The 15,356-nt window shown below is 52.5% G+C and carries 16 protein-coding genes; 12 read left to right on the top strand and 4 right to left on the bottom strand.

Going from position 1 to position 15,356, the window contains the following annotated elements; genetic code table 11:
- Positions 1–171: 171 nt before the first annotated feature.
- The 4 genes from RYZ59_RS02385 to RYZ59_RS02370 all read left to right on the top strand — a co-directional run bounded on the left by RYZ59_RS02385 (position 172) and on the right by RYZ59_RS02370 (position 4,595).
- Positions 172–1,602, top strand: coding sequence for a 6-phospho-beta-glucosidase (locus RYZ59_RS02385; protein WP_318044623.1), 1,431 nt, complete (start codon positions 172–174; stop codon positions 1,600–1,602).
- Positions 1,603–1,785: 183 nt separating this feature from the next.
- On the top strand, positions 1,786–2,412 hold the full coding sequence (gene upp, locus RYZ59_RS02380; protein ID WP_137384774.1) for a uracil phosphoribosyltransferase: 627 nt from the start codon (positions 1,786–1,788) through the stop codon (positions 2,410–2,412).
- A gap of 96 nt (positions 2,413–2,508) precedes the next feature.
- A complete protein-coding gene (gene uraA / locus RYZ59_RS02375; protein WP_202038078.1) occupies positions 2,509–3,798 on the top strand; it encodes a uracil permease in 1,290 nt (429 codons plus the stop codon).
- A 95-nt stretch (positions 3,799–3,893) separates the two neighbouring features.
- Positions 3,894–4,595, top strand: coding sequence for a DnaA inactivator Hda (locus tag RYZ59_RS02370; RefSeq protein WP_211924219.1), 702 nt, complete (start codon positions 3,894–3,896; stop codon positions 4,593–4,595).
- A 34-nt stretch (positions 4,596–4,629) separates the two neighbouring features.
- On the opposite strand, the gene arsC is transcribed toward RYZ59_RS02370, so the two are convergent.
- On the bottom strand, positions 4,630–4,989 hold the full coding sequence (arsC, locus tag RYZ59_RS02365; RefSeq protein ID WP_137384773.1) for an arsenate reductase (glutaredoxin): 360 nt from the start codon (positions 4,987–4,989) through the stop codon (positions 4,630–4,632).
- A gap of 94 nt (positions 4,990–5,083) precedes the next feature.
- Positions 5,084–6,547, bottom strand: a complete 1,464-nt coding sequence (gene bepA / locus RYZ59_RS02360) for a beta-barrel assembly-enhancing protease (RefSeq protein WP_271454137.1) — start codon at positions 6,545–6,547, stop codon at positions 5,084–5,086.
- A 226-nt stretch (positions 6,548–6,773) separates the two neighbouring features.
- On the opposite strand from bepA, the gene RYZ59_RS02355 reads away from it, so the two are divergent.
- From RYZ59_RS02355 to iadA, 4 genes are all read left to right on the top strand, one after another.
- The gene (locus tag RYZ59_RS02355) at positions 6,774–7,838 is read left to right on the top strand and encodes an AI-2E family transporter (RefSeq protein WP_005121878.1); all 1,065 of its coding nucleotides are present in this window, start codon (positions 6,774–6,776) and stop codon (positions 7,836–7,838) included.
- Positions 7,839–8,005: 167 nt separating this feature from the next.
- Positions 8,006–8,665, top strand: coding sequence for a nucleoside recognition domain-containing protein (locus RYZ59_RS02350; RefSeq protein ID WP_318044621.1), 660 nt, complete (start codon positions 8,006–8,008; stop codon positions 8,663–8,665).
- A gap of 1 nt (position 8,666) precedes the next feature.
- Positions 8,667–9,128 carry a YjiG family protein gene (locus tag RYZ59_RS02345; RefSeq protein ID WP_137384770.1) on the top strand — a complete coding sequence of 154 codons (462 nt, stop codon included), beginning with the start codon at positions 8,667–8,669 and terminating at the stop codon, positions 9,126–9,128.
- A gap of 11 nt (positions 9,129–9,139) precedes the next feature.
- A complete protein-coding gene (iadA, locus tag RYZ59_RS02340) occupies positions 9,140–10,303 on the top strand; it encodes a beta-aspartyl-peptidase (RefSeq protein ID WP_318044620.1) in 1,164 nt (387 codons plus the stop codon).
- Positions 10,304–10,410: 107 nt separating this feature from the next.
- Here iadA and bcp read toward each other — a convergent pair whose 3' ends face one another.
- Both bcp and RYZ59_RS02330 read right to left on the bottom strand, forming a co-directional pair.
- On the bottom strand, positions 10,411–10,881 hold the full coding sequence (gene bcp, locus RYZ59_RS02335; RefSeq protein WP_202038083.1) for a thioredoxin-dependent thiol peroxidase: 471 nt from the start codon (positions 10,879–10,881) through the stop codon (positions 10,411–10,413).
- Positions 10,881–11,453, bottom strand: coding sequence for a glycine cleavage system transcriptional repressor (locus RYZ59_RS02330; RefSeq protein ID WP_005121884.1), 573 nt, complete (start codon positions 11,451–11,453; stop codon positions 10,881–10,883). Before RYZ59_RS02330 ends, bcp begins: the two co-directional genes overlap by 1 nt.
- Before the next feature lie 145 nt (positions 11,454–11,598).
- On the opposite strand from RYZ59_RS02330, the gene dapA reads away from it, so the two are divergent.
- From dapA to RYZ59_RS02310, 4 genes are all read left to right on the top strand, one after another.
- Positions 11,599–12,477, top strand: coding sequence for a 4-hydroxy-tetrahydrodipicolinate synthase (dapA, locus tag RYZ59_RS02325; protein WP_318044618.1), 879 nt, complete (start codon positions 11,599–11,601; stop codon positions 12,475–12,477).
- Positions 12,478–12,493: 16 nt separating this feature from the next.
- On the top strand, positions 12,494–13,528 hold the full coding sequence (gene bamC, locus RYZ59_RS02320; RefSeq protein WP_048210947.1) for an outer membrane protein assembly factor BamC: 1,035 nt from the start codon (positions 12,494–12,496) through the stop codon (positions 13,526–13,528).
- Between the two features lie 111 nt (positions 13,529–13,639).
- Positions 13,640–14,353 (top strand): phosphoribosylaminoimidazolesuccinocarboxamide synthase, encoded by a 714-nt coding sequence (gene purC / locus RYZ59_RS02315; protein WP_003835086.1) that lies wholly within the window; start codon positions 13,640–13,642, stop codon positions 14,351–14,353.
- A 128-nt stretch (positions 14,354–14,481) separates the two neighbouring features.
- Entirely contained in the window at positions 14,482–15,354 is an 873-nt protein-coding gene (locus RYZ59_RS02310; RefSeq protein ID WP_318044617.1) for a neutral zinc metallopeptidase, read from the top strand.
- Positions 15,355–15,356 lie beyond the last annotated feature (2 nt).

Raw genomic sequence — 15,356 nt, 5'->3', positions numbered from 1 at the left:
ACAGTCGTTTATCTATTTGTTTGAACTGCGCCACGAAAATGAAACCGGGTTCAGCCTTGTGCTTGAAACCTGCCTGCTGAATGCACAGTATCGTACTGAAACCGGTTTCTGTTTTCTGTTGCGTGCCACATCGGGTGCGTTTGAACAGTGCAATCACGATAGGGGAAACGTATGTCTGGGTTTAAAGCAGATTTTATGTGGGGTGGCGCTGTGGCCGCTCATCAACTGGAAGGCGGCTGGCAGGAGGGCGGTAAAGGGATTAGCGTTGCCGATGTGATGACGGCTGGGGCCCATGGGGTTGCGCGTGAAATAACCGACGGCGTGATGGCAGGTAAAAATTACCCTAACCACGAGGCCATCGATTTTTATCATCGCTATCAAGATGATATTAAGCTGTTTGCCGAAATGGGCTTTAAGTGCTTTCGTACCTCCATTGCGTGGACGCGTATTTTCCCGCAAGGCGATGAAGCACAGCCCAATGAAGCCGGATTGCAATTCTACGACGATCTCTTTGATGAATGCCTGAAGTATGGCATTGAACCGGTGATTACACTGTCGCATTTCGAGATGCCTTATCACCTGGTGACGGAATACGGTGGCTGGCGCAATCGTAAGCTGATCGATTTCTTTGTCCGTTTTGCCAGAGTGGTTTTCACCCGCTACCAGCATAAAGTGAAGTACTGGATGACATTTAATGAAATCAACAACCAGGCTAACTTCCACGAAGATTTCGCTCCGTTTACCAACTCCGGCCTTAAGTATCAGCCGGGTGAAGACCGCGAACCGATCATGTACCAGGCGGCGCACTATGAACTGGTGGCGAGCGCGCTGGCAGTAAAGGTTGCACGTGAAATCAACCCGGCATTGCAGGTTGGTTGCATGATCGCTATGTGTCCTGTTTATCCACTGACCTGTGCGCCAGACGATATGATGATGGCAATGAACGCGATGCACCGTCGATACTGGTTTACCGACGTTCACGTACGGGGCAAGTATCCGCAGCATCTGTTGAACTACTTTGCGCGCCGCGGCTTCGAACTCGATATTACCGAAGAAGACCGACGAATACTGGCTCAGGGCTGCGTCGACTATATCGGCTTTAGCTACTATATGTCCTTCGCGACGCAGGCAACGGCAGATAACCCGCAGCTGGATTACGACGAATCGAAAAGCCTGGTGCCCAATCCGTATGTGCAGAAATCAGACTGGGGCTGGCAGATTGATCCCGTTGGTCTGCGCTATTCGCTGAACTGGTTCTGGGATCATTATCAGCTCCCGCTGTTTATTGTTGAAAACGGGTTTGGCGCGATTGACGTACAGGAAAGTGACGGCACGGTGAATGATCGGTACCGCATCGACTACCTGGCAGCTCACATCCGTGAGATGAAAAAAGCGGTGGTGGAAGATGGCGTGGATCTTATGGGCTACACGCCATGGGGCTGTATTGATTTAGTGTCAGCGGGAACCGGTGAAATGAAAAAACGCTACGGATTTATTTATGTCGATAAAAATAATGACGGTAGTGGGACATTAGCACGTTCTCCTAAGATATCTTTTTCATGGTATCAAAATGTCATTCGGAGTAACGCTGAATCTCTATAAAATTCAGTGTATTGATATTAAGCCCCGCCCATATTGCGGGGCTTGTTTTATACTCATCTTCCAGACGCAAATGACTTTGGTTGATCCATATCAAGCGTATCCAGTGTTGCGCCAGAGACGAAAAGCGGTATAATCCGGCGATTTTTTTTGTGGTTGCCACTCGTCTGAGGAAAGGAGAAGAGTATGAAGATCGTGGAAGTCAAACACCCACTCGTCAAACACAAGCTGGGACTGATGCGTGAAAACGACATCAGCACTAAACGCTTTCGTGAACTCGCCTCGGAAGTTGGCAGCCTGCTGACTTATGAAGCAACTGCAGGTCTGGAAACCGAAAAGGTGACCATTGAAGGCTGGAACGGCCCGGTTGAAGTAGACCAAATCAAAGGTAAAAAAATCACCGTTGTCCCCATCCTGCGTGCGGGCCTGGGTATGATGGAAGGCGTACTGGAGAACGTTCCGAGCGCGCGTATCAGCGTGGTGGGGATGTACCGTAACGAAGAGACGCTGGAGCCGGTTCCGTATTTCCAGAAACTGGTTTCTAACATCGATGAGCGCATGGCGCTGATCGTTGACCCGATGCTGGCAACCGGTGGTTCCGTTATCGCGACCATCGACCTGCTGAAGAATGCAGGCTGCACCAGCATTAAAGTACTGGTCCTGGTTGCGGCGCCAGAAGGTATTGCGGCACTGGAAAAAGCACACCCGGATGTTGAGCTGTACACCGCATCTATCGACCAGGGGCTGAACGAGCAGGGATACATTATTCCGGGACTCGGCGATGCCGGCGATAAGATTTTTGGTACCAAGTAAATGAATAAATAAAAAGAAGCCGACTTTAAGAGTCGGCTTTTTTTTGAATAAAACAACCCAATCGCTACTAACACACAATACTCAGAGGAAAACACTATGACGCGCCGTGCTATCGGGGTGAGTGAAAGACCGCCGCTTTTACAGACAATCCCGCTTAGTTTGCAGCACCTGTTCGCCATGTTTGGTGCAACGGTACTGGTGCCAGTCCTGTTTCATATCAACCCGGCTACCGTCCTGCTGTTTAACGGCATTGGTACGTTGCTGTATCTCTTCATTTGCAAAGGTAAAATTCCAGCCTATCTGGGTTCCAGCTTTGCGTTTATCTCCCCGGTACTGTTGCTGCTGCCGTTAGGGTATGAAGTGGCGCTGGGCGGTTTTATTATGTGCGGCGTACTGTTCTGCCTGGTTTCTTTCATCGTGAAGAAAGCCGGCACCGGCTGGCTGGATGTGATGTTCCCACCTGCCGCGATGGGCGCAATCGTTGCCGTCATCGGTCTGGAGCTGGCGGGCGTTGCTGCGGGTATGGCGGGATTGTTGCCTGCTGAAGGGCAATTACCCGACTCGAAAACCATCATCATCTCAATGGTGACGCTGGCCGTAACGGTATTTGGCTCCGTGCTGTTCCGCGGTTTTATGGCGATTATCCCGATTTTGATTGGTGTACTGGCCGGTTACGCGCTTTCCTTTGTGATGGGTGTTGTGGACACCACACCCATTGCCCAAGCGCACTGGTTTGCGCTGCCGACGTTCTACACACCGCGCTTTGAGTGGGTTGCGATTCTGACCATCCTGCCTGCGGCATTAGTCGTTATCGCCGAGCACGTAGGCCACCTGGTCGTCACGGCCAACATTGTGAAAAAAGATCTGATTCGTGACCCTGGCCTGCACCGCTCGATGTTTGCCAACGGCCTGTCGACGGTGATTTCTGGTTTCTTCGGCTCTACGCCGAACACCACGTACGGCGAAAACATCGGCGTAATGGCGATTACTCGCGTATACAGTACCTGGGTTATCGGCGGTGCGGCGATTTTCGCCATTCTGCTCTCCTGTGTGGGTAAACTGGCGGCGGCAATCCAGATTATCCCGCTGCCGGTCATGGGCGGTGTATCGTTGCTGCTGTACGGCGTGATTGGCGCTTCTGGTATTCGCGTGTTGATCGAATCAAAAGTCGATTATAACAAGGCGCAAAACCTGATCCTGACGTCTGTTATTTTGATCATCGGCGTAAGCGGCGCGAAGGTTCATATTGGGGCTGCGGAACTGAAAGGTATGGCGCTGGCGACCATCGTCGGCGTTTGCCTGAGCCTGATTTTCAAAGTCATCAGTCTGCTGCGTCCGGAAGAAGTGGTTCTTGATGCTCAAGATGCGGATAGCCCTCAACAGTAAGTCTCTGACCGGGCGGCGACGCTGCCCGGTTCTATCACGACGTATTTCTGTGTTAAACTCATCTCGATTTTATGAAATCCTGGGTTGAGGTATCTCTGAACACACCGGCACAGCTCTCTCTGCCACTTTATCTTCCTGACGATGAAACCTTCGCAAGTTTCTGGCCGGGGGATAACTCCTCTTTACTGGCTGCACTGCAAAACGTGCTGCGTCAGGAACATAGCGGGTACATTTATCTTTGGTCGCGTGAAGGCGCAGGCCGTAGTCACTTGCTGCATGCGGCATGTGCAGAACTGTCTGCACGCGGTGATGCGGTAGGGTATGTGCCGCTCGATAAACGAACCTGGTTCGTCCCCGAGGTGCTCGATGGTATGGAGCATTTATCGTTGGTTTGCATCGATAACATCGAATGTGTGGCCGGCGATTCGCTGTGGGAAATGGCGATCTTTGATCTCTACAACCGCATTCTGGAGTCGGGGAAAACGCGCCTGTTGATCACCGGCGATCGTCCGCCGAGACAGCTGAATCTGGGGCTGCCGGATCTCGCCTCACGTCTGGACTGGGGGCAAATCTACAAGCTTCAGCCGCTTTCCGATGAAGACAAGCTACAGGCTTTGCAATTACGCGCCAGATTACGTGGGTTTGAACTGCCGGAAGATGTGGGACGTTTCCTGCTTAAGCGTCTGGATCGGGAAATGCGTACGCTGTTTATGACGCTGGATCAACTGGACCATGCTTCGATCACCGCTCAGCGCAAGCTGACGATTCCCTTCGTAAAAGAAATTTTGAAGCTGTAAGTGCCGCAGCCGAAAAACTGCGGCAGTCTTAAGATTAACCGACGATTTCCAGCACCTGCTCAGGTGGGCGACCAATCCGCGCCTGACCTTTCGCTACCACAATCGGGCGCTCCATCAGCTTCGGGTTTTCGACCATTGCCTGAATCAGCGCATCTTCACTCAAACTGCTGTCCGCCAGGTTGAGCGATTTGTAGAGATCTTCTTTCTGACGCATCAGTTCGCGAGCGCTGGACATGCCCAGCATCTTCAGCAATTCACGCAGTGTCGCTGCATCAGCCGGGGTTTCCAGATACAGCACGACTTCTGGCTCTACACCGTTAGACTTTAGTAATTCCAGCGTTTCACGGCTCTTTGAGCAGCGTGGGTTATGGTAAATTTTAATCGCGTCTGACATGACTTCTCCTTGCATGACGATTCGGCCGACCAAATGTGCCTGCCGCAGGCCGGATAAGGCGCAACAGCGCCGCCATCCGGCAAGTATTCAATAGTTACATCTTCGAGTACGGTTTAAAGCGCTCTTGCAGTTGGCGCAGTTGGTCGATACGGGCATCGTACCTGGCCTGCTGCTGACTGCCGAGTTTCACCTGAGCACTGGCGTTGCTGAGCATCGAGATCGCCTGATCAAGACGGCCCGCCAGCGCATACCCTTCAGCACGCGCGGCCAGCTCCTGATCGCGGTTATTCAGATTCGCTTCCGTTTGCGCCAACAGATCCCAGCCGTTAGTGTCATCTTTATGGTTAAACGTATAGCGATTCAGGATGGTGGCCGCCTCTTTCGCTTGTCCACCTTGCAAATACGCATTTGCCAGGTTGAGCTGCAATACTGGATTCACGCGCAGGTCACGAGCATTTTTCAGGCGATTAATAGCATCGCTGGTTTTCTTCTGGCCGAGATCGATGTCTGTTGCCAGGTCGAGATACCAGGCATTATTCGGATCTGCCGCCAGCAGCGGCTGTAGCGCTTTACGTGCTTCGTCGTATTTACTGGCTTCCATCGCTTGCAGCGCCCGACCGTACTGCGCAGCGCGCTGTTCGCGCACGTTGCCTTTCGACCAGTTATCCAGTAGATCGCTGGTTAACTGGTTGCGGCCTGAATTGTACATGCCCAGGGTGCGCGCTTTGGCCAAATAGAAATCTTCTGAAGATTGCACGACGACCGGGCGCATCTGGTTGGCGCGGTTACGCGCATCTGCCAGACGGCTTTCTGGCAGGGGGTGAGTCAGAAGAATTTCCGGGGGACGTGTAGAGTAACGGGCCTGATCGAGCAGTTTCTCCAGGAATGTTGGCATGGCCTGGGGATCAAATCCTGAACGTTGCAGCACCTGAATACCGATGCGGTCTGCTTCCTGTTCGTTCTGCTGAGTAAAGCTAATCATCCCCTGGCGAGTACCCGCCAGCGTACCGGTTAGCGCCGCCATCCCTGCCTGCGGGCTGGCCATTGCTAATAAAATCGAGCCTAATGCGCCGACCCATGTCAGCGGTGCGCTACGTTTCTGATCTTCCATCGCACGCGCCAAGTGGCGCTGCGTGACGTGAGAAATTTCGTGCGCCATTACCGACGCCAGTTGGCTTTCGTTATCGGAATAGCGGAACAGCGCTGAGTGCAATACAACGTTGCCGCCAAAAAAAGCGAAGGCGTTTATTTCATCGTTGTTAATTAAAAAGAAAGTGAAGGGTGTTTTTACGGAATCTGCATGCGAAACCAGGCGCATCCCCAGAGCATTAATATATTGGGTTAGCAGCGGATCGTTAATTAACGGCGCACTACCGCGCAGCTGGCGAACGTAATAATCGCCCATCTGCATTTCTTGTCCAATAGAAAGCGTACTCCCTGCCGAGGTTCCCATATCAGGTAGGGTATCCGCAGTGTCAGCAAATGCGGGCGCGACCTGACCGACGGTCAGTGCAGCAATGAGGGTAGCAACCAGGTTTTTTTTCAACTGCCTGAACATAACCTCTGTCCTGTATTCTTTTTTGAGATAGCCATTTGACCAATGCCGTGAAGTATCGTTCACACTCCGCAAGCTTAGCGAGTGTAACTGCGAAACCTGACGATGAACACCCAGGAAAAATGTCTTTTCACTTTGCGTAATCAGCCATAAAAAGCGAAGTCTTTTTTGTGACATTTCGATACAATTCGGGATCGCAATCCCGCTATTGAGGTTCAGGGAAGGTTTTATGCTCGAAATGTTGACGCAATGGTATCGCCGCCGCTTTAGCGACCCAGAGGCTATTGCTTTGCTGATTATTCTGGTTGCCGGTTTTGGCATCCTGTTCTTCTTTAGCGGTCTGCTAGCGCCGCTGCTGGTCGCGATTGTGCTGGCTTATTTGCTGGAGTGGCCTACCGCCCGGCTGGAAAATATCGGTTGCTCGCGGCGCTGGGCAACGTCAATTGTGCTGGTGGTGTTTGTCGGAATTTTGCTGCTGATGGCGTTTGTGGTAATGCCTGTCGCATGGCAGCAAGGCATCTATTTGATCCGCGATATGCCTGGCATGCTCAACAAGTTGTCTGACTTTGCCGCCACCTTACCGCGACGTTATCCGGCGCTTATGGATGCGGGCATCATTGATGCGATGGCGGAGAATATGCGTTCCCGGATGCTCACCATGGGCGATTCAGTGGTGAAATATTCGCTGGCTTCTCTGGTTGGGTTGTTGACGCTGGCGGTGTATCTGGTGCTTGTCCCACTGATGGTATTCTTTTTGGTGAAGGATAAAAGCCAGATGTTGAATGCTGTGCGCCGGGTGCTGCCGCGAAATCGTGGACTGGCAGGACAGGTCTGGAAAGAAATGAACCAGCAAATCACCAACTATATCCGCGGTAAAGTACTGGAGATGGTGGTGGTCGGTGTGGCAACCTGGCTGGGCTTCCTGATGTTTGGCCTTAACTACTCTCTGCTGCTGGCGGTGCTGGTGGGGTTCTCTGTGCTCATCCCGTACATCGGCGCGTTTGTGGTGACGATTCCGGTTGTTGGTGTGGCGTTGTTTCAGTTCGGACTCGGAACGGAGTTCTGGAGCTGTTTCGCCGTGTACCTGATAATCCAGGCGCTGGACGGCAATCTGCTGGTTCCCGTACTTTTTTCCGAAGCTGTAAACCTGCATCCGCTGGTGATTATTCTGTCGGTAGTTATTTTCGGCGGCCTGTGGGGATTCTGGGGCGTTTTCTTTGCCATTCCGCTGGCGACGCTAATCAAAGCCGTGGTCCATGCCTGGCCGGATGGTCAGACGGTTGACGATCGCTAATCCATCAGTTCCGACGGCGCCATGCTGTCGGAACTGAACTTGTCTGACCTCTATCCACACTTTCTGAATAATTTCCTCCGATATCGTTTTTCTCCACGTTTGTCTTTAACTTGGCCCTCGTGATGCTTTTTTCGTCACGCAAGGAATAAGACCAACAGGAGAATTAAATGGGTCACAACACACACGCGCAGCAAAAGGTGGGATGGGGCGGCTATCTCGCTTTTTTCATCACAATTGTCCTTTTTTCCGGCATGTTTGCGAAAAGTGCCGAATGGTGGCGGGTATTTGACTTTACCGTCCTCAACGGCGCATTTGGGCAGATTAATGCGGCGGGCGACACGGCGGTCTCTTTTCGCGGTACGGGCGGTATGGGGGCAAAAGATGGCTTTTTATTCGCGCTTGAATTGGCACCTTCCGTCATTCTTTCTCTCGGGATTATTTCTGTAACCGAAGGGCTTGGAGGGCTGCGTGCGGCACAACAGCTGATGACGCCCGTTCTGCGACCTTTACTCGGTATCCCGGGTGTGTGCTCGTTGGCGCTGATCGCGAATTTACAAAATACCGATGCGGCGGCCGGGATGACCAAGGAAATGGCCGAAGAGGGGATCATTACCGAGCAGGAACGCGCCATCTTTGCCTGTTGGCAAACCAGCGGTAGTGCGTGCATCACTAACTATTTTTCGTCAGGCGCAGCCCTGTTTACGATGGTCACCGTACCGATAATCACGCCGCTGGCGGTGATCCTTGTCTTCAAGTTTATAGGGGCTAACCTGCTACGGTTGTGGATCGCACAGCTTGAACATCGCCGTATGCAGCGGGAGGACTGAGATGACAACACACGTACGTAAAAATGTCATGGATATGTTTATCGATGGCGCACGACGCGGGTTTACCATTGCCACGACCAGTTTGTTACCTAACGTGGTGATGGCGTTTGTGATTATTCAGGCGCTGAAGGTGACGGGGTTACTCGACATCGTAGGCAGGGTATGTGAACCGGTCATGGCGTTGTGGGGGCTGCCGGGGGAGTCTGCCACCGTGCTGCTGGCGGCGGTGATGAGTATGGGAGGCGGCGTCGGCGTTTGTGCAAGCCTGGTTGTCGCAGGTACGCTTTCAGGACATGATGCTACGGTATTGCTACCGGCTATCTACCTGATGGGGAATCCGGTACAAAATGTCGGACGTTGTCTGGGAACGGCGGGAGTCCATCCTCGCTACTACCCGCTGATTATTGCAGTCTGTGTGATTAATGCGCTGCTCTCTATTTGGGTTATGCAGGTTATTGCCTGACAAGGAAGGTTATGAACTGTTCCATTCTTAATTTGACGTTGTTCCAGCATGGACACGTATACGCACCTGAAGATTTAGGCCAACAGGATATTCTGGTTTCTGGCGGTAAAATTGTCGCCATCGCCCCGTCTATCGCGGCAGAAGATTTTCCCGGCTGTGAGTGCATCAATCTTGACGGGGCAATTGTGTGTCCCGGCTTTATCGACCAACACGTCCATCTGATTGGCGGCGGCGGAGAGGCAGGGCCACATACCCGCACGCCGGAAGTGCGCTTGTCGCGACTGGTTGAAGCCGGTATCACTTCCGTCGTGGGATTGTTGGGAACGGACGGGATTACCCGCCATCCTGAGTCGTTGCTGGCGAAAACCCGTGCGCTGGAATGTGAGGGGATCAGCGCCTGGATGCTCACCGGCGCATATTCTCTACCTTCACCTACGATAACCGGCAGTATTGACCGCGATGTCGCGCTGATTGACAAAGTGATTGGCGTGAAATGCGCAGTTTCGGATCATCGATCCTCCGCCCCGAATGCAACGGCGCTGGCGAACATGGCGGCGCAGTCGCGTGTTGGCGGGTTATTAGGGCAAAAACCCGGGATTAGCGTATTTCATATGGGGGACAGTCCACGCATGCTGGAACCGCTATATGAAATTCTGGCGTGTTGCGATGTGCCGATGACCAAACTGTTGCCAACGCATGTTAATCGCGCGGAACCGTTGTTTCAGGCAGCGCTGGAGTATGCCCGCAAAGGAGGTTATATCGATATCACCAGCAGTATTGATGAGCCTGTTGATCCGGCAACGGCGATTGCTACAGCGTTGCGCCACGAAGTGCCGCTATCGCGTATTACCCTGAGCTCGGATGGCAACGGTAGCCAACCGGAATTTGATGCGTCCGGTAATCTGACAGGGATTGGCGTCGCAGGATTTGAATCACTGGCGGAAACGCTGCGTCAACTGGTGCAGATTCATGCGATACCGCTGGAACAGGCGCTATGCCCGCTTACACGCACAGTCGCGGAGTTTCTTGGGTTTGCGCATAAAGGGCGTCTGGCGGTGGGATGCGATGCGGACATTCTGGTGCTGAACGACGCGCTGGAAGTGAATGACCTGTGGGCGAAGGGGAAAGCCGTGGTGAAAGAGAAAAAGGCGTGCGTTAAAGGGACGTTTGAGTAACCGGGCGGTTATCTGCCGGATGGCGACGCTAAAGCGTCTTATCCGGCCTACGTGCGTGCATTTGTAGGCCGGATAAGGCATTCACGCCGCCATCCGGCATTTCACGGTCAGGCGTTGTCCAGAACCCAGTTCAGCACGATGTCGTGGTGATTGCTGGTTTTGAAATCATCAAACACATGTTCAATTTTGCCTTCGGCATCAATCAGGAAGCTGATGCGGTGGATGCCATCGTAGGTCTTACCCATAAATGACTTTTCACCCCAGACGCCAAACTGCTCGCAAACCTGATGATCTTCATCAGACAGGAGCGTGAAGTTAAGCACTTCTTTCTCCGCAAATCGGGAAAGCTTTTCTGGTTTATCGGTGCTTATCCCCAGCACCTCAACACCGGCTTTTTTTAACTGATCCATGTTATCGCGCAAGCCACAGGCCTGAACGGTACAGCCGGGCGTCATGGCTTTCGGGTAGAAATAAACCAGAACACGCTGTCCCTGGAAGTCGGTTAAATTTACTTGTTCTCCGTCTTGATCCGGCAAGCTAAATTTCGGTGCGATATCACCGGCTTTCAGTGGGTTCATTACTTAACTCCATCCTGTTCATCATGCTGTGAGTAATTGACGACGTTAATACTGCCTTGCGCATTGAGTTCTGTACAGAGTGCTTTAAACGCATCCTCAATATTTGCCGAATCATGTGACGCAGGACTATGTGCGGTAATTTGAATAAACAACTGTGCAGCCTTGCCGTTTTCTGCCGGCTGTGTGCGCGAAACCAGTTCCGCAATATTCATTTGGTGGCTGTCAAACAGGGCGGTAAAGCGTTCAATCAAATGAGGCGAGTCGGGGACATCGACCTGTACCCATACCGTGGCGGGCATCGCCGGGCGGGGACGCGCGGTCGTACGCTTCATCACGATCAGTAAATCCAGCTCTGCACCCTTCAATGGCAAGGTTGATTCAATCAGGGTGATGGCATTCCAGGTGCCCGACAGCAACATGATAAACGTGAACTCGTCACCCAGCATGGCCAGTCGGCTGTCTTCGATATTACAGCCACAACTGCTGACATGACGGGTGATAGTGTTCACAATTCCCGGGCGGTCAGCACCCAGCGCAGTAATGACCAGATAGTGTTGCGATGGCGATGTCAAACCTGTTCTTCCTTTGAGCGGTGAGGTAATCATAAGGAAAGCATAAAAAAAACATGCATACAACAATCAGAAGGGCTATGGTCGCTTGCTTTTATTGTCGTACCAAACGTACCATTGAGACACTTGTTTGCACAGAGGATGGCCCATGTTCACGGGAAGTATTGTCGCGCTTATTACGCCGATGGATGAGAAAGGTAAAGTCTGCCGGTCGAGCCTGAAAAAACTGATTGATTATCATGTCGCCAGCGGCACCTCGGCGATCGTTTCGGTTGGCACCACCGGTGAGTCCGCTACCCTGAGTCATGATGAACATGGCGATGTGGTAATGATGACGCTGGAACTGGCTGACGGGCGTATTCCGGTTATTGCCGGAACCGGCGCCAATGCGACCGCAGAAGGCATTAGTCTGACGCAGCGTTTTAACGACAGCGGTGTTGTCGGCTGCCTGACGGTGACGCCTTATTACAACCGCCCAACTCAGGAAGGTTTGTTCCAGCATTTCAAAGCCATCGCGGAACATACTGACCTGCCGCAAATTCTGTATAATGTGCCGTCCCGTACTGGCTGCGATATGCTGCCGGAAACCGTTGGTCGCCTGGCGAAGGTAAAAAATATTGTCGCTATCAAAGAGGCCACAGGGAACTTAAGTCGTGTTCACCAGATCAAAGAGCTGGTTTCGGACGACTTTATTCTGCTCAGCGGTGATGACGCGACCGGACTGGATTTTATGCAGCTCGGTGGTCATGGCGTGATTTCCGTAACGTCTAACGTTGCGGCACGTGATATGGCTGAAATGTGCAAACTGGCGGCAGCCGGGCAATTTGCCGAGGCGCGGGTGATTAACCAGCGTCTGATGCCGTTACACAACAAACTATTTGTCGAACCCAATCCTATTCCCGTGAAATGGGCATGTAAGGAGTTGGGACTTGTGGCGACCGATACGCTACGTTTGCCGATGACGCCAATCACGGACAATGCTCGTGATATCGTCAAAGCGGCGCTTAAGCATGCCGGTTTGCTGTAAAGTTTAGGGAGATTTGATGGCTTACTCAGTACAAAAGTCGCGCCTGGCCAAGGTTGCGGGTGTTTCGCTTGTTATGCTGCTCGCGGCCTGTAGTTCTGACTCGCGCTATAAGCGCCAGGTGAGCGGTGATGAATCCTATCTGGAGGCCGCACCGCTTGCTGAGCTTCACGCGCCAGCTGGGATGATTCTGCCGGTTATGACCGGTGACTATAACATCCCGGTAACCAACGGCAGCGGTGCCGTGGGCAAAGCGCTGGATATTCGCCCACCGGCTCAGCCGTTAGCATTAGTTACTGGCGCCCGTACTCAGATCGCGGGCGATACAGCGACATTGTTGGTGGAAAATGGTCGTGGCAACACGCTGTGGCCGCAGGTCGTGAGCGTTGTTCAGTCTAAAAACTACACCATCGCGAAACGTGATGATGCCAGCCAGACGCTGACCACCGATTGGGTTGACTGGAACCGTCTGGATGAAGACGAACAGTACCGTGGACGTTATCAAATCTCGGTTAAACCGCAGGGCTATCAGCAGGCGGTGACGGTGAAACTGATTAACCTCGAGCAGGCGGGTAAACCGGTAGCCGATGCGGCATCCATGCAGCGCTATAGCGCTGAGATGATGAACGTTATCTCTGCGGGTCTGGATAAGAACGCCACTGACGCCGCGAATGCCGCGCAGAACCGTTCTGCCGCGACGATGGACGTTCAGAGTGCTGCAGATGACACCGGTTTACCGATGCTGGTGGTACGTGGACCGTTCAACGTGGTGTGGCAGCGTCTGCCGGCAGCGCTGGAAAAAGTGGGCATGAAAGTGACCGACAGCACCCGTTCTCAGGGCAGCATCGCGGTGACTTACAAACCACTGTCAGACAGTAACTGGCAGGAGCTGGGCGCAAGCGATCCGGGTCTGGTATCCGGCGACTACAAACTGCAGGTCGGTGATTTAGACAACCGCAGTAGTTTGCAGTTTATCGATCCGAAGGGGCATACCCTGACGCAAAGCCAGAACGACGCGCTGGTCGCCGTCTTCCAGGCAGCGTTCAGTAAGTAAAAATAAAGGGCTGGATAACTCCAGCCCTTTTTTTCTGATATGATACGCAAACGTGTGCGTCGGCAGAAAAACGCAATATTTATCGTTAATTCACACCCAGGAGTAATAAAGATGCAAAAGCAAGCTGAGTTGTATCGTGGTAAAGCGAAGACCGTATACAGCACGGAAAACCCGGACCTGTTGGTGCTCGAATTCCGCAATGATACGTCAGCAGGGGATGGCGCGCGCATTGAACAGTTTGACCGTAAAGGCATGGTGAACAACAAATTCAACCATTTCATTATGACTAAACTGCAAGAAGCGGGCATTCCTACCCAGATGGAGCGACTGCTTTCTGATACCGAATGTCTGGTGAAAAAACTGGAGATGGTACCGGTTGAATGTGTGGTACGTAACCGCGCGGCAGGCTCTCTGGTTAAGCGTTTAGGCGTTGAGGAAGGTATTGAACTGAATCCGCCGCTGTTTGATCTGTTCCTGAAAAACGATGCTATGCACGATCCAATGATTAACGATTCCTATTGCGAAACTTTTGGTTGGGTGAGCAAAGAGAATCTGGCACGTATGAAAGAGCTGACCTACAAAGCTAACGACGTGCTGAAAAAGATGTTTGATGATGCTGGTCTGATTCTGGTCGACTTCAAACTTGAGTTTGGTTTGTATAAAGGTGAAGTGGTTCTGGGTGATGAATTCTCACCGGACGGTAGCCGCCTGTGGGATAAAGAAACGCTGGATAAAATGGACAAAGATCGCTTCCGCCAGAGTCTGGGCGGCCTGATCGAAGCCTATGAAGCCGTCGCGCATCGCCTGGGTGTGAAGTTAGACTAATCTTCCCCTGAGCCGGCGATCGCTCTCCGGCTCATTAACCCCACCTGATTTGATTACTATTTCTTATGGTAATCCTGTTCCGAACCGCCTACGATCATCAACATAATGAATAAAAAGTTGAGGTGACTATGCGCTGGCAAGGGCGTCGTGAAAGTGACAATGTAGAAGACAGACGAAATAGCGCCGGCGGTGGTCCTTCCATGGGCGGCCCTGGTTTTCGTTTGCCGAGTGGTAAAGGCGGTATCATTCTGCTGATTGTGGTGCTTGTCGCGGGCTATTATGGCGTGGATCTCACCGGACTGATGACCGGCCAGCCTGTTTCGCAACAGCAAACCACACGCTCCATCAGCCCAAATGACGATGAAGCCGCAAAATTTACCTCAGTGATACTGGCAACGACCGAAGATACCTGGGGTCAGCAGTTTGAAAAAATGGGGCGCACCTATCAACAGCCGAAGCTGGTGATGTATCGTGGCGCGACGCGTACCGGCTGCGGTGCGGGTCAGTCCGTGATGGGACCGTTTTATTGCCCGGCGGACGGTACGGTATATATCGATCTTTCCTTCTATGATGACATGAAAAATAAGCTGGGCGCCGATGGCGATTTTGCTCAGGGCTATGTCATCGCGCACGAAGTAGGCCACCATGTGCAGAAACTGCTGGGTATTGAACCGAAAGTTCGCCAGATGCAGCAGAATGCCTCTCAGGCCGAAGTGAATCGCCTTTCTGTTCGTATGGAGTTGCAGGCGGATTGCTTTGCGGGTGTCTGGGGACACAGTATGCAGCAGCAGGGTGTACTTGAATCCGGCGATCTGGAAGAGGCGTTAAACGCCGCTCAGGCCATTGGTGATGATCGTTTGCAACAGCAAGGGCAAGGGCAAGGGCGCGTTGTGCCCGATAGCTTTACTCACGGCACCTCGCAGCAACGTTACACCTGGTTTAAACGCGGCTTTGACAGTGGCGATCCGGGACAATGTAATACCTTTGGCAAAGGCATTTAAGA

The sequence above is a fragment of the Citrobacter sp. HN-141 genome, from assembly GCF_033341895.1.
Lineage (GTDB): Bacteria > Pseudomonadota > Gammaproteobacteria > Enterobacterales > Enterobacteriaceae > Citrobacter.
The sequence above is the reverse complement of the archived record's forward strand: the minus strand, read 5'-3'. Positions and strand labels throughout refer to the sequence as shown.